This is a genomic window from Pseudomonas yangonensis, assembly GCF_009932725.1.
GTDB classification, from domain to species: domain Bacteria; phylum Pseudomonadota; class Gammaproteobacteria; order Pseudomonadales; family Pseudomonadaceae; genus Aquipseudomonas; species Aquipseudomonas yangonensis.
On record NZ_BLJU01000002.1, the window covers coordinates 336,254 to 350,078 of the forward strand.

Consider the following 13,825-nt stretch of genomic DNA (forward strand, 5'->3'; position numbering starts at 1 on the left):
GAACAGCGTGCAGATTCAGGGCTATTTCGACTTGCGCTTCGAGGCGGTGAGAGATGCGTTCGCCGCACTGTTCGACGATGCGCAGGAGCGGGGCGCGGCCCTGTGCGTGAAGATCGGCGGTGAAACCGTGATCGACCTGTGGGCCGGGGTCATGGACAAGGACGGCCAGCAGCCCTGGCACAGCGATACCATCGCCAACCTGTTCTCCTGTACCAAGCCCTTCGCTGCCGTGGTGGCCTTGCAGTTGGTGGGCGAGGGCAAGCTCGACCTGGATGCTCCCGTGGCGCGTTACTGGCCCGAATTCGCCGCCGCCGGCAAGGAGTGCATCAGCGTGCGCCATCTGCTTTGCCATCAGGCAGGCTTGCCGGCGCTGCGTCAGCAACTGCCCGCCGAGGCGCTGTACGACTGGCAGACCATGACCGATGCGCTGGCGGCTGAAGAACCCTGGTGGCCGCTGGGCGATGGCCATGGCTACGCGCCCATTACCTATGGCTGGCTGATCGGCGAGCTGATTCGCCGGGTAGAAGGCCGCGGCCCCGGCGACAGCATTGCTGCGCGCATCGCCAAGCCTTTGGACCTGGACTTTCATGTCGGCCTGGCCGACAGCGAATTCGACCGCGTCGCCCATATCGCCCGCGGCAAGGGCAATCTCGGCGATGCCGCCGCGCAGCGCCTGCTCAAGGTGATGATGAGCGATGCCAGCGCCATGAGCACGCGCTCGTTCACCAACCCGCCGTCGATCATGACCAGTACCAACAAGCCGGAATGGCGGCGCATGCAACAACCGGCCGCCAACGGTCATGGCAACGCGCGCAGCCTGGCGGGCTTCTATGCCGGTCTGCTCGACGGTAGCCTGCTCGATGCCGAGCTGCTGGGCGAAATGACCCGCGAACACGGTGTCGGTGACGACAAAACCCTGCTGACCCGCACCCGTTTCGGCCTCGGCTGCATGCTCGATCAGACCGATGTGGCCAACGCCACCTACGGCATGGGGGCAAAAGCCTTCGGTCATCCCGGTGCCGGCGGTTCCAGCGGCTTTGCCGACCCGGAACGGGACCTGGCATTCGGCTTCGTGATCAACAATCTAGGACCGTTCGTCTTGATGGACCCCCGCGCGCAGAAACTTGCACGCCAGATTGCGGACTGTATCTGATTGAACGGCTAAACTCGCGCCAATCGTTCCGTAACAACCATAACGAATCGACCATTAGATCTGTTTGACCTCGGGGGCTACATGCGTGCCAACAAGATTTTTGCCTTTACCTGCTGCCTGCTGATCGCCGGCTGCGCCGGTTCGGAAAAGAAGGAAGTCGCCAAGCCGGCAGCGATGCCTGCACCTCAGGTGACCCGCGCCTGGCTCGACGAGTACGAGCCGAAACTGCGCGAAGCGGTCAAGGGCAGCCAGTTCGAGTTCGAGCGTCGGGAAAATCTGTTGGTGGTAACCGCACCGGTGCAAGGCTCCTTCAACCCGGATCGCCCGCACATGCTCCTGCCTGCCAGCCTGGGCCCGATCACTCGCGTAGCCAAACTGCTGGAAACCGATGAGGACATCGCCGTGGTGGTGCTCGGCCACGCCGACACCAGCGGTGATGCGGCGCTGAACCGCGACCTCAGCCAGCAGCGCGCGCGTGCCGTGACCTCCATCTTCCGTCTCAGCGGCCTCAAGCAGAACCGCCTGCAGGTCATGGGCCTTGGTTCGGACATGCCGCGCGCGGCCAACGACAGCGCCGCCGGGCGTGCACTGAACCGCCGTGTGGAAATCCTTCTGACCTCGCGTGACACCATGCAGGGCCTGATCGCCAAATACAGCCAGCCGGCCAAGGCAGAACTCAAGGATGCGCCCAAGGTAGCTGCCGCAGATCAAGGAAAAGTCAGCAAGTCGGAGTAAGCTTGCCGGCATTTCCACCCTGCGCGGGCAGGTACTGGAAACCAGGCGAATGGTTTCCGGCCTTGCCCTGAGGAGTTGCCATGACCCAAACCCTGGCCGATATGCGCCGCGACTACACCCGCGACGGCCTGAGCGAAGCCCAGGCCCCGCTGGAGCCCTTTGCCCTGTTCCGTCAGTGGTTCGATGACGCGGTCAAGACCGAGCAGCTGCCGGTCGAACCCAACGCCATGACCCTGGCCACTGTCGATGACCAGGGCCGCCCCCATTGCCGTGTACTGCTGCTCAAGGGGCTCGACGAGCGCGGCTTCACCTTCTTCAGCAACTACGACAGCGCCAAGGGCCGTCAGCTGGCGGCCCGTCCCTTCGCCGCCATGACCTTCTTCTGGCCCAGCCTGGAGCGCCAGGTGCGTATCGAAGGTCGCGTGGAGCGTGTCACCGCCGCCGAATCCGATGGTTACTACCAGGTACGCCCGCTGGGCAGCCGCATCGGCGCCTGGGCCTCGCCGCAAAGCAAGGTGATCCGCGACCGCGCCGAACTCGAAGGCCTGCTGGCCGAGACCGAAAAACGCTTCCAGGGCCAGATGCCGCATTGCCCGCCGCACTGGGGTGGCTATCGCCTGCTGCCCGAGCGCATCGAATTCTGGCAGGGCCGGCCCAGCCGCCTGCATGACCGCCTCAACTATCGCTACGAGGGCGAGGCCTGGATTCGCGAGCGGCTGGCGCCCTGATGCAAAGACCGGCGTGGTGAGCACGCCGGTCAGGTGCAGGTGCCAAAGAGCGAAGCGAACGACTTCGAAGCGCTAGCCAACCCCGGGTGCAGGATACCCGGCAGAGCCTTGGCGCAACGGATTCGTATCGTCCGGTCAGTCAGGGTTCACCGACGCCGACTCGGGCATCATCGGGTTCGTCTGCGCAAGAAGGCACCTGCCGGGTCAAACAGGCAGTCGGTGGGATCCTCCCCTCGATCTTCCCTATGCAGCCTCTGGCAGACCTCATTGTCGCCGATGGACGGCATCAGCTCTCCATGCCGCCCATCGCAGGCGGCTACAAGAAATTGCTCCACTGAGGCTGTCTTTTCCCGCGCCCTGTTTAGCAGTCGACCCATTGTCTGATTTGCTTGTCCAAAAAAGTACAATCAGCTCAGGGACTAATTGATGACCGCGTTCGACTGGCAGCGCATGCTAATGGACGATTTCCCCCTGCTTTTTCTAGCAGAAGTCGCGCTTCGTGCACTCTTTGCATTCGTAGTCGTTTTCGTTTTTCTCAAGGTCAGCGGTCGCCGTGGCATTCGGCAATTGTCGCTGTTCGAGCTGGTCGTCATCCTGACCCTTGGCTCGGCTGCAGGCGATGTCTCCTTTTACGAAGATGTACCTCTTCTGCCGGTCGCGATGGTGTTCGCCTCGCTGCTGCTGTTCTATCGCCTGACCGTCCTGGCGATGAGTCACTTCAAGCGATTCTCGATCTGGATGGAAGGTGAGCCGGTCACGATCATCAGAGAGGGGCTCTACGATCTGGATAGCCTGAGGCGTTTGAAGATCTCGTCCGACGAGTTCTTCATGGAGCTTCGCCAGCAGGGTGTCGAGCACCTCGGTCAGGTACGGCTGGCCATTCTTGAAACCGACGGCGAGGTCAGTCTCTACTTTTACCCGGCAGAGGCCGTCAAGTTCGGACTGTCCGTGCTGCCTTTGGAATATCGCCCCTCCTACGTACGGGTGCCATCAAACACCGTTTACGCCTGCACCCGCTGCGGCAATACCGAGGTCATCGATGCCGAGCAGCAGGCGACCTGCCCCCGCTGTGAAAATAACCAATGGACGTTCGCGTCGAGTGAGCCACGCTTGCGCTGATTACATGCCGGGTTTGAACTTTTCGGTTCTGCTGCCCCATTCTGGAGTCTGCGGCAGCTCGCCTCGCCGACAGTTGTCGCATACGGCCGGCTGTTTCCGGTGATTAGCGGACAATCTGTCCAGCGCTGCGCCAATCCCGCCTCCACGCTGCGAGCAGTAAGGTCACAAGACTCAGGCCAGCTACGCCCAGGAAAGTAGTGGAAAAGGCGCTGCTGATCGCTGGCGTGGAGTTATCGGCCAGAGTCCGGCTCTCCAACTGCAAGGCGAACATCAGCGGCAGCAGAGACGCTCCTGTCATCAGGCCCAGGTTGCGTGACAGGCCGAGCAGCCCGGAGAGCACGCCTCGGTGCGCTTGCGCTGCCAGGTTCATCGCAGCTGTATTGTTGGCTGCCAGAAACAGCTGGAAGCCTGGCGTCATCAGCAGCATCGCCAAAATGTAGCCCGGAACTCCGATAAGAAGAGGCAGCACGGCGAAACCGCACAGCCCCAGGGTGGTTAGCGACAGGCCTGCGAGCAATGTCCGGTCGGTTCCGAATCGATCTGCAAGCCTGCCCGCCGGGACGCCTGACAGCGCCGCGGCGCAAGGCCCGGCAGCCATCACCATGCCCGTGCCGGTTTCGCTAAGGCCCAGGCCAAACGAGAGAAATAGCGGGCCGATCACCAGCGTCGACATCATGATGCTTGCAACCACGAGGTTCAGGGACAGGGAGGCGACGACACTGCGCCCGCGAACGAGCGCCACCGGAACCAGTGGATGGGGCGCGGCCCGCTCGGTGCGGATGAACATCAGCAGTGCAGCGCCAGCCAGGACCAACAGCGCCGGGGGATGATCAGTGACGCCGGCGTGACCACCCGTGGCTGCGAGCGCAAAGCAGAGCAGCGTCGCGGATAGCCAGGCGCTGCCTGCCCAGTCGATGCGGTTCGAGGTGCCAGCGGATGCTGTTTTGTCGATGCTGGCAAGGGTCAATGCCAGCAAGCAGGCGCCGCAGAGCGTCAGCAGGACGAAAACGGAGCGCCAGCCGAACTCGCCGATCAATACGCCACCGACCGAGGGTCCCAGTGCGGTTCCGATCGCCGACATCGTTCCGAGCAGCCCCATTGATGTACCCAGGCGTTCCTTTGCAATCAGTGTCTTGGCGATCGACATCGGCAGCGCCATCAGTGCGGCCGCACCTAACCCCTGAACGGCGCGGCCGGCAATCAGCCAGTCCAGGGTCGGCGCCACTGCGCAGGCGAAAGAGGCGAGGGTGAACACGAGGATGCCACCGATCAGCACGCGCCGATTTCCGTAAAGATCGCCCATGCGGCCTGCCATCACGATGACGGCGGTTACGCCGAGCAGGTAGGCCAGCACGACCCATTGCACGTGCTGCACGCTAGCCGAGAACACCGTTGCCAGGTTAGGTAGCGCAACCGTGGCGATGCTGATACCCAATGAGGCGAGCAGTATGGCGCCAGACAGCGCTGCAAGCGTTCGTTTGCTGGCTGCGTGGGAGGGGTTCGGTTTCATGTGCAATGTCTGCCTATCGAAGTGGCGATGGCCTACTATGCAAGTTCAAGTCAACTTGAGGTCAAGCATGAAACTCGTCGATATTGGCGTGCTCTCGAAAACCAGCGGGGTGCCCACGTCCACGCTTCGTTACTACGAAGAGCTGGGGTTGATCCGGCCCGTTTGCCGAATCGGTTTGCGGCGACAGTACAGCGAGGAAACCATCGTCCAGCTTGCCTTGATCGGTTTGGGAAAGGCCGCCGGTTTTTCGCTGGAAGATATTGGCGGCATGTTCGACAGCGACAGAAACCCGGACCTGGCACGGCCGACTCTGCTGCAACGGGCCGATGAACTCGATCGGCAGGTGCTGCGCATGACCACCATGAGCAGCCTGCTCCGGCACGTCGCCGAATGCCCGGCACCGTCCCATATGGCGTGCCCGCGGTTTCGCAAGCTGTTGCGCGCAGTGTGTCCTTCGGCGGCCCTGAGCGATGTGCTATCCCGAACTGCAGTGGATAGGGAGGCGTAGGCCGCCAGACTGGTTGGGAGATGCGACGGGCGAAGCGTTGAACAATCGGGGCAGACCGTAATATTGATGTCTGGGGGAAACTAGGCTGACTCTGATGGAAGCGAGTCGCTGTTTCTGGCCGATCGCAGGCAGTGACACGGGCAGCTACCGGCCAGGAGCGGTCATGCGATGCTGCCTACAGCATTAGGTTCGCTCGACGACTGTACGGGATCAAGTGTCTGGGGCTTATCTGATCAGAGCTTACAGATGGGCCGGTGTCAGGGCGAGGAAGGTGGCTTATTTGATTGCTCGAGAGCGTGCTTGGAGATCAACTCGTAGAATTGGTGGGGGTCAATAAACATCATGATGCTTTCATGAGGAGCTAACTTGTCCTCAAGCGTTTCCAAGCAAGCCATTGTGAATTCGTCGATGCTTTCGGAGGGTTTGCCAGACCTGAATACAGCATGACATGATTTATCGGCCATAAAACCACCTCTCCATATCGCCGGTCCATTCAGTAGTCCGTTTTTGTAATTTGCTTGAAGGTGAGGCTTTTGCTCTGTGCTCAGGTGAATATATTGGGCTCCGTCTAGCAAGCCATTTTTGTAGTTCGACTTTATTTTTACGTGCCCATTGTTTTCCCAGCCTAGGAACTGACCGTCCAGCACGCCCTCCTTAAAAGCACCTTCTAACATATTACTACCATCTGGGTAGTATGCCTTGAACTTCCCGTGGGGGATGCCAGACTTGAAGTTTATGATGCACAGCACGTTGCCATATTTATTGAACATAGTCTGCCCCCCTGCCAAGTGGCCAAGTTCTATGTTTAGCTTTCCGAGCAAAATGCCGGTTCTCGATACTAGGCTGTAGTGACCGCTAGCGCCGTTAATCAGCGGGGTCTCAGGTTTCCTCAGAAATATCGTGGCTATATTTTCCGGTTTGCCCAGTGATTTCCAGTCAATTGCTTCCTGTTCCCCATCATAAGTGAGTTCTATTTTTATTTGTTTAGATTTTATTTTCTTTAGGAGTGAATTTAGCTCGCTGCAGAAATCAATTGCGCCATCGCCAACTGTGAATAGGGCTTTGAAGGTTTTTTCTTCTTCTTTTATTGATAGGTCTTCTATGGCGGAAAGGTATTCGTGCCATATAAAGTCGCGCGGTCTGTGCTCGCACTTCTGTGATGCTAGAAACATCTCAAGTTCTTTTTCTGTGTTACAGCTTTCGCTTGCTGAGTGGAGTGTTTCTAAAAAGTTCCTGCAGCCTTCATAACTTTCAACTTTTGATAGATCCGCTGAAATTTTTACCCTGTATTCGGCCATCCCTGTAAACCTTTTTTGCGTGACAGAAAAGTGCTTTGATTTTTGTATTGTTCTATGTTGGTAGCGCTTGGTTATGTAGGCTCAAAAACTTGGTAGGCATAAACGCAACGGCGCCTGAACTCCTTGTCTTGAACGTAGGTATCTCACAGAATTTACCTGCTTTCTAAATCGCCCTCAATTGCGTAGTCATCCAGATGGCGGCTTAGGGTCGATTTCAGCCGGTAACGACAGGCAGCTTTTGGCCGTTAGCAGCCATTGGCTCACTGATGCATCGATATCAGGCGATGACCGATTCACAGCGATTGGAATCAGGCTGCTTCTGATCGCGTTCGCCTCGATGTGCTCTCAACTTCCCACGAGCCAGGCCGATGTATGCGGCAGGATCGGCTCACCTCGGGAACGATGCAAATCCCTTCTTTGATTTCAAGCGCAGCGCTTACTACGACCAAGGTGGCCAAGTCACCGGAAGCCGGGCCGGACAGGGGCGCTACGTCAGAAAAAAAAACGGCTGACGAGCTGGTTACGCCTGCCTCCGTTATGGCGGTCAGTCTCGGCGCGCTCTCTAGGAATCAGGAGTCGCAGGTAGCGCCGGGCACGAATATGAGCCAGCTCGATTCGATGGTGCAGACGTCCCTCAAGATGCAGGCGATTCGCAACGATGCGTCCATTCCCGAAGAGGTGAAGGAGAGGCTGCTGGCCCCTTTGGAGAAGGCGAACAAGGACGTCCTGGACATCGCTAATGAAGGCTGAGCAGGAGGAGAAAGAGAAGATCATCGAGGCCTCGAGTGAGGATGGCAAGCACCATCTACCGGGTATTCAGCCTCTTCGGCGGATTCTTCGGTCGGCAGGGACCTCGACACGCAGGCATAGGGGCAGCGTGGCCATGTGTTGATCCCGAGGGGGATGGCACTCAAGCGCTGTCCCGCTCTGACCGACAGCGGCGGTCTGGGCTCGACCGCCGCCATACAGGTGCAGCCCTCGGTCTGTTCCGCTCCCTCTCAAGTGCCATCGATCGCCTCCCTGTATCGGGCAGGGCGCTCAAGCTTCCTGCGGCCGGCTGATCATTGCACGGCAGCCTTCTCGATCATCCGGGCGACTGACTCCGGATGGGACACCATCACCACATGCGAGGCGCCCTGGATCACTTCCACTGCCTGGGCGTGCGCCCGTTCGGCCATGAATGCCATGGCCTGCGGCGGGATGTTCTTGTCCGCGTCGCCGTAGATGTGCCACGACGGAATGCTCTTCCACGCCGGCGTGGTGGCCTTTTCGTTCAGCGCGGCTTCGGTCACCGGTCGCTGAGTTGCGGCCATGAGCGTGGCTTGCTCGTCGGACAGGTCGGCGGCGAACTGGTCGTGGAATTTGTCCTGCTGGATGTACAGATCCTTGCCGCCATCGGCGAGCACGACGGGGTCGGCCAGTGTCGGGCCGAGCGTGCTGCCCGGGAACTTGCCGGCCAGTTGCGCGACGGTTTCACCGGTCTCGGGAGCGAAGGCGCTGACGTAGACCAGCGCCTTCACATTGGCCTGGCCGTAGGCCGCGTTGCTGATGACGTTGCCGCCGTAGGAGTGCCCGACCAGCACGACGGGCGTCTTCACGCTGGCCAGCAACGCGGCCACGGCCGCGCCATCGCTCTTCACCCCACGCAGGGGGTTGGCTGCGGCGATGACCTTGTAGCCATCCTGCTCCAGCACCTTCACCACGCCGTTCCAGCTGGAGGCGTCTGCGAATGCGCCGTGTACCAGAACGACTGTGGGTTTGTCCGCGGCCAGGGCGTTGTGGCCCATGGCGAGGCTGGTCGCGATGGCCAGTGCGGTCACGATGTTCTTCATGGGGTTTTCCTCGGGGTTGATTGTGACTGCGGTGCAGGCCAGGTTGGGCCTGCACCGGGCAGATGGGTCAGAGGTGGTCGGCGTCGATCACGGCCTGGGCGAAGGCTTGAGGCGCCTCCTGTGGCAGGTTGTGGCCGATGCCGCCGCTGATCAGGCGGAACTCGTACTTGCCGGTGTAGCGCTTGGCATAGGCCTCGGCGGGCGGGTGCGGCGCGCCGTTGGCATCGCCTTCCAGGGTGATGGTCGGCACGCTGATGGAAGGGAAGGTCGCCAGCTTCTTCTCGATGGCGTCGTACTGCGGCTCGCCTTCGATCAGATTCAGGCGCCAGCGGTAGTTGAAGATGGTCACCGCGGCGTGGTCCGGGTTGCGCAGCGATGCCGCGCTGCGTGCAAAGGTGGCATCGTCGAACTTCCATTCGGGCGAGGCGAGTTTCCAGATCAGCTTGGCGAAGGCTTCGGTGTTCTTTTCGTAGCCCAGGCGGCCGCGCTCGGTGGCGAAGTAGAACTGATACCACCACTGCAGCTCGGCTTCCGGCGGCAGAGGCGCCTTGCCGGCATCCTGGCTGCCGATCAGGTAGCCGCTCACCGCAACCAGCGCCTTGACCCGCTCTGGCCACAGCACTGCGACGATGTCGGCGGTGCGAGCGCCCCAGTCGTAGCCGGCAAGTACGGCTCGGTCGATCTTCAGCGCATCCATGAAGTCGATCAGGTCGCTGGCCAGGGCAGCCGGTTGTCCGTTGCGCAGGGTCTTGTCGGAGATGAAGCGCGTCTGACCATAGCCGCGGGCCGCGGGAATCAGCACCCGATAGCCCTTGCTGGCCAGCGCCGGGGCCACATCGAGATAGCTGTGAATGTCGTACGGCCAGCCGTGCAGCAGAATGACAGCCGGGCCATCGGCCGGCCCAAGCTCGGCGTAGGACACGTCCAGCAGCCCGGCTCGTACATGCTTCAGTTCACCGAACGAGGTGTGGCTGCCGACGCTGATGGCTTCGATCTTGCCGGCCGGCACCTCGGCGGCCTGGGCGCCGAGGCCAAACAGCACGCCGCCTTGCAGCAGGGCGGCGGCAATCATCGAGCGGGCAAGCAGGCGACCCGGCAGAGCGGCGTTCAAAGCGGTGCTTTTCATCATTGATTCTCCTGTTCACGAGCGAGCGGCCCGGTGCCGTCTCGATGGAGCTATTGCAGCTCGCCGAGGTATCTGCCGTGTGTCACGAACGGCGGCCAGCGCAACCGTTCGTATCAGCAAGCGGCTTAGATACAGAGCGATACAGATGCGCTCAGCGGCGCTCGGCTGTGGTCACCTGGCGCTGGTCAGCGGCTTCGGCCAGCAGCTGTTGGATGACCTGTTCCTGGGTGGCATAGGCGCCCTCGCCGAAGTGGCTGTAGCGCACCTGGCCCTTGGCATCGATCAGGTAATGGGCAGGCCAATACTGGTTGTTGAAGGCGCGCCAGATCCGATAGTCGTTATCCACCGCCACCGGGTAGGTGATGCCCAGGCGCCTGACCTGCTCGCGCACGCTGGCGATTACCCGCTCGAAGCCGTATTCCGGCGTGTGCACGCCGATGACCACCAGGCCGTCCTTTTCATACTTCTGCGCCCATTGCTTGACGTAGGGCAGGGTGCGCTGACAGTTGATGCAGTCGAACGTCCAGAAGTCGATCAGCACCACCTTGCCGCGCAGGTCTTCACGGCTGAGCTCGGGCGAATTGAGCCACTGGACCGCGCCGGCCAGCGAGGGCATGCGCCCTTGCGGGCGGGTGTCCGGCACGCTCTGGGCCTGGACCTTGGCCACCCAGTAATCCAGTGCGCTGGATACCTGACTCAGCACGCGTTGTTCGACCTGATAGGCGAGCTGCGAGGAGGTGCCCGCCAGCAACGCCTGGCTGCCGCCGGCGGCGATCGCCACGGTGGTCGCCAGCACGCCGGCACCGACCACGCGGCGCAATCCGCTCAGCGCCGGCAGCGACATGCGCAAGCGGTTCAGCAGGCCCTTGCCGGCCAGCATCAGCAAGCCCAGCGACAACGCACTGCCCGCGCCGTAAGCGAGAAGCAGCAGGCTGGTATGGGCGTTGGGGCCTTCGAGCATCGCGCCGGTAAGGATGACGCCAAGGATAGGGCCGGCGCAGGGCGCCCACAGCAAACCGGTGGCCACGCCGATACCGAGCGCGGCGAACGGGCCGGACAGCCGCCGCGCGCCGGGATCGATGCGATTACCCAGGGCCACGAAGGGCCGAGCCAGCCAGGTGGCGACCCGGGTCGACAGCAGTGACAGGGCGAACAGCGCCATCACCAGTAGCGCCAGATAGCGGCTGACCTGGCTGGCTTGTGCGACCCAGCTACTGCTGACCACGGCCAGGCTGGAAACCGCGGCGAAGGTGATGGCCATACCGCATAGCGTCAGCGCGATGGAGCTGCGGGATTGGCCCGCTCGGGCGAACAGGAAGGGGACGACGGGCAGAATGCAGGGGCTGAGGACAGTCAGCAGACCACCGAGAAAAGCGATGAGCAACATGGCGTTCTCCTTGAGAGCTGCCGGCGCAGGGCCGGCGGTGGACGCATTGCACGTCCTGGAGGTATCTGCCGTATGTCGTTCAGGGCCGCCACTGTAGCGCTGGGTATCTGCCGCGCCGCCAGATACACAAGCCTACAAACCCGGCTGGCAAGGCATTGCAGTCTGGTTAGACTGCAGCGCACCTCTTATCGAAGGACAGGCGTCATGGAGTCTCAGGTTGATCATGTGCTGATCGTCGATGACGATCGCGAGATTCGCGAGCTGGTGGGCAATTACCTGAAGAAGAACGGGCTGCGCACCACCCTGGCAGCGGACGGCCGGCAGATGCGCGCGTTTCTCGAATCGTCGCAGGTCGACCTGATCGTGCTCGACATCATGCTGCCCGGTGACGACGGCCTGGTACTGTGCCGCGAGCTGCGCGCCGGCAAGCATCGCGCCACGCCAGTGTTGATGCTCACCGCGCGGGACGATGAGACCGACCGCATCGTCGGCCTGGAAATGGGCGCCGACGATTATCTGGTCAAGCCGTTTTCCGCCCGCGAGCTGCTGGCGCGGGTCAATGCGGTGCTGCGTCGTACGCGCATGCTGCCGCCCAACATGTTGCTGAGCGAACCTGCGCGTCTGCTGAAGTTCGGCGCCTGGCGGCTGGATACCACGGCGCGCCACCTGCTCGATGCACAGGACACCGTGGTCGCCCTGAGCGGCGCCGAGTATCGTCTGCTGCGCGTTTTTCTCGACCATCCGCAGCGGGTGCTCAGCCGCGATCAGCTGTTGACCCTGACCCAGGGCCGCGAGGCGGACCTGTTCGACCGCTCCATCGATCTGCTGGTCAGCCGCGTGCGCCAGCGCCTGCTCGACGACGCACGTGACCCGGCCTACATCAAGACGGTGCGCAGCGAAGGTTACGTGTTCAGCTTCGCCGTCGAGATGCTGCCGTGAAGCGCTGGCTGCCCTGGCCGCGCACGCTGGCCGCCAGGCTGTCGCTGATCTTCCTGGCCAGCCTGGTGCTGGCTCATGGGCTGTCGTTCGCGGTGCAAAGCTACGAGCGTTACAGCAGCGCGAAAACGCTGATGCTGAGCAACTTCGAACGCGACGTGGCCACGGCGGTGGCGGTGCTCGAGCGCTTGCCTGCCGTCGAACGTGCAGCCTGGCTGCCGCGCCTGCAGCGGCCCAACTATCGCTATCAACTGGATGAGGGCCAGCCGGGCACTGCCCTCGACCGTGCTGATGTTCCGGTGTCGGTGCACTCGATCCTGGCCACGCTCGGCCCGGAGTACCGCATCGATTTCCAGATCATCGACGATCAGCGTCCGCATTATCAGGCCCATCTACAGCTCAAGGATGGCCAGCCACTGACCATCGACGTACGCCCTTCGGTCATGCCCTTGTCGCCCTGGTTGCCGGCATTGCTGCTGGCCCAGCTGTCGTTGCTCATCCTCTGCACCTGGCTGGCCGTACGCACGGCCATCCGTCCGCTGACGCAATTGTCACGCGCGGTGGACGAGCTGGATCTGAAAAGCCAGGCCGTGACGCTGGATGAAAGCGGGCCGACCGAGGTGGCTTACGCGGCGGCGGCGTTCAACAACATGCAGGCGCGCATCGCCGCTTACGTGAAGGAGCGTGTGCAACTGCTCGCGGCCATTTCTCATGACTTGCAGACCCCCATCACACGCATGAAGCTGCGCGTGGAGCTGATGGATGAAGGCGCCACCGACAAGCACAAGCTGTGGAACGACCTGTGCGAGATGCAGCACCTGGTCAAGGAGGGCGTGGCCTACGCGCGCAGCACCGAGCCCTCCAGTGAACCGGCGCGGCGCCTGCAGCTGGTGCCGTTTCTGCAGAGTCTGGTGTTCGACTACACCGACATGGGCAAGGACGTGCGCCTGCTGGCGCCGAACGATGCGGTCCTGGCCACCCGACCGGACACCCTGCGCCGTCTGCTCACCAACCTGATCGACAATGCCCTGAAGTTCGCCGGTGCCGCCGAGCTTCGCCTGATCGCCCAGCCAGGCAGCGCTGGCTGGCTGCTGCAGGTGCTGGATCGCGGGCCGGGAATACCCGATGAACTCTTGTCGCAGGTGATCAAACCCTTCTACCGCCTGGAGCGTTCGCGCAACCGCGATACCGGTGGCACTGGCCTGGGCCTGGCCATTGCCGCGCAACTGGCTACCAGCCTGGGGCAGGGGCTGCGTCTGACTAACCGAGAGGGCGGAGGACTGTGTGCCGAAATCGAGCTGTCGGCGGCGCCGTAGCCGCCTGTCGGTATGCCTCGGCCCAGGGTTGCCAGGGGGCTCCAAGCCTCAGGATCGCGCGCTCCTGGCATCCGCTCGTGGCCGGCAGCGGTTCTCTGCACGTGCTCGGCAGCCAGCCCGCCACCTACCGCCGGGCACGACGGCCGCCAATAGGGCTGTGCGAATCGAGCACATAAG

General features: G+C 62.0%; 13 protein-coding genes. 8 read left to right on the forward strand and 5 right to left on the reverse strand.

All coding sequences use genetic code 11. The features are described 5' to 3' along the window. Positions 1 to 7 precede the first annotated feature (7 nt). From GYB81_RS03250 to GYB81_RS03265, 4 genes are all read left to right on the forward strand, one after another. Positions 8 to 1,153 (forward strand): serine hydrolase domain-containing protein, encoded by a 1,146-nt coding sequence (locus tag GYB81_RS03250; protein WP_161864403.1) that lies wholly within the window; start codon positions 8 to 10, stop codon positions 1,151 to 1,153. Positions 1,154 to 1,234: 81 nt separating this feature from the next. Next, on the forward strand, positions 1,235 to 1,888 hold the full coding sequence (locus tag GYB81_RS03255; RefSeq protein ID WP_161864402.1) for an OmpA family protein: 654 nt from the start codon (positions 1,235 to 1,237) through the stop codon (positions 1,886 to 1,888). An 80-nt stretch (positions 1,889 to 1,968) separates the two neighbouring features. Next, the gene (gene pdxH / locus GYB81_RS03260; protein ID WP_161864401.1) at positions 1,969 to 2,616 is read left to right on the forward strand and encodes a pyridoxamine 5'-phosphate oxidase; all 648 of its coding nucleotides are present in this window, start codon (positions 1,969 to 1,971) and stop codon (positions 2,614 to 2,616) included. 426 nt (positions 2,617 to 3,042) lie between these two features. After that, entirely contained in the window at positions 3,043 to 3,735 is a 693-nt protein-coding gene (locus tag GYB81_RS03265) for a DUF421 domain-containing protein (RefSeq protein ID WP_161864400.1), read from the forward strand. A gap of 103 nt (positions 3,736 to 3,838) precedes the next feature. On the opposite strand, the gene GYB81_RS03270 is transcribed toward GYB81_RS03265, so the two are convergent. Then, positions 3,839 to 5,245, reverse strand: coding sequence for an MFS transporter (locus GYB81_RS03270; protein ID WP_161864399.1), 1,407 nt, complete (start codon positions 5,243 to 5,245; stop codon positions 3,839 to 3,841). Between the two features lie 67 nt (positions 5,246 to 5,312). Between GYB81_RS03270 and GYB81_RS03275 the strand changes: the two genes are divergently transcribed. After that, a complete protein-coding gene (locus GYB81_RS03275; RefSeq protein ID WP_161864398.1) occupies positions 5,313 to 5,753 on the forward strand; it encodes a helix-turn-helix domain-containing protein in 441 nt (146 codons plus the stop codon). Positions 5,754 to 6,010: 257 nt separating this feature from the next. Here the strand turns inward: GYB81_RS03275 and GYB81_RS03280 are convergent, their stop codons facing one another. Continuing rightward, positions 6,011 to 7,051 (reverse strand): toxin-antitoxin system YwqK family antitoxin, encoded by a 1,041-nt coding sequence (locus tag GYB81_RS03280; RefSeq protein ID WP_161864397.1) that lies wholly within the window; start codon positions 7,049 to 7,051, stop codon positions 6,011 to 6,013. Positions 7,052 to 7,423: 372 nt separating this feature from the next. Between GYB81_RS03280 and GYB81_RS03285 the strand changes: the two genes are divergently transcribed. After that, entirely contained in the window at positions 7,424 to 7,801 is a 378-nt protein-coding gene (locus tag GYB81_RS03285; RefSeq protein WP_161864396.1) for a hypothetical protein, read from the forward strand. A gap of 311 nt (positions 7,802 to 8,112) precedes the next feature. Here GYB81_RS03285 and GYB81_RS03290 read toward each other — a convergent pair whose 3' ends face one another. The 3 genes from GYB81_RS03290 to GYB81_RS03300 all read right to left on the reverse strand — a co-directional run bounded on the left by GYB81_RS03290 (position 8,113) and on the right by GYB81_RS03300 (position 11,396). Then, positions 8,113 to 8,883 (reverse strand): alpha/beta fold hydrolase, encoded by a 771-nt coding sequence (locus GYB81_RS03290; protein ID WP_161864395.1) that lies wholly within the window; start codon positions 8,881 to 8,883, stop codon positions 8,113 to 8,115. A gap of 67 nt (positions 8,884 to 8,950) precedes the next feature. After that, positions 8,951 to 10,009: an alpha/beta fold hydrolase gene (locus GYB81_RS03295; protein ID WP_233787810.1), complete on the reverse strand. Its 1,059-nt coding sequence runs from the start codon at positions 10,007 to 10,009 to the stop codon at positions 8,951 to 8,953. 151 nt (positions 10,010 to 10,160) lie between these two features. After that, positions 10,161 to 11,396, reverse strand: coding sequence for a cytochrome c biogenesis protein DipZ (locus tag GYB81_RS03300; RefSeq protein WP_161864393.1), 1,236 nt, complete (start codon positions 11,394 to 11,396; stop codon positions 10,161 to 10,163). 204 nt (positions 11,397 to 11,600) lie between these two features. On the opposite strand from GYB81_RS03300, the gene GYB81_RS03305 reads away from it, so the two are divergent. Both GYB81_RS03305 and GYB81_RS03310 read left to right on the forward strand, forming a co-directional pair. After that, positions 11,601 to 12,335 (forward strand): response regulator, encoded by a 735-nt coding sequence (locus tag GYB81_RS03305; RefSeq protein WP_161864392.1) that lies wholly within the window; start codon positions 11,601 to 11,603, stop codon positions 12,333 to 12,335. After that, entirely contained in the window at positions 12,332 to 13,648 is a 1,317-nt protein-coding gene (locus GYB81_RS03310) for a sensor histidine kinase (RefSeq protein ID WP_161864391.1), read from the forward strand. The genes GYB81_RS03305 and GYB81_RS03310 overlap by 4 nt, the downstream gene beginning before the upstream one ends. Positions 13,649 to 13,825 lie beyond the last annotated feature (177 nt).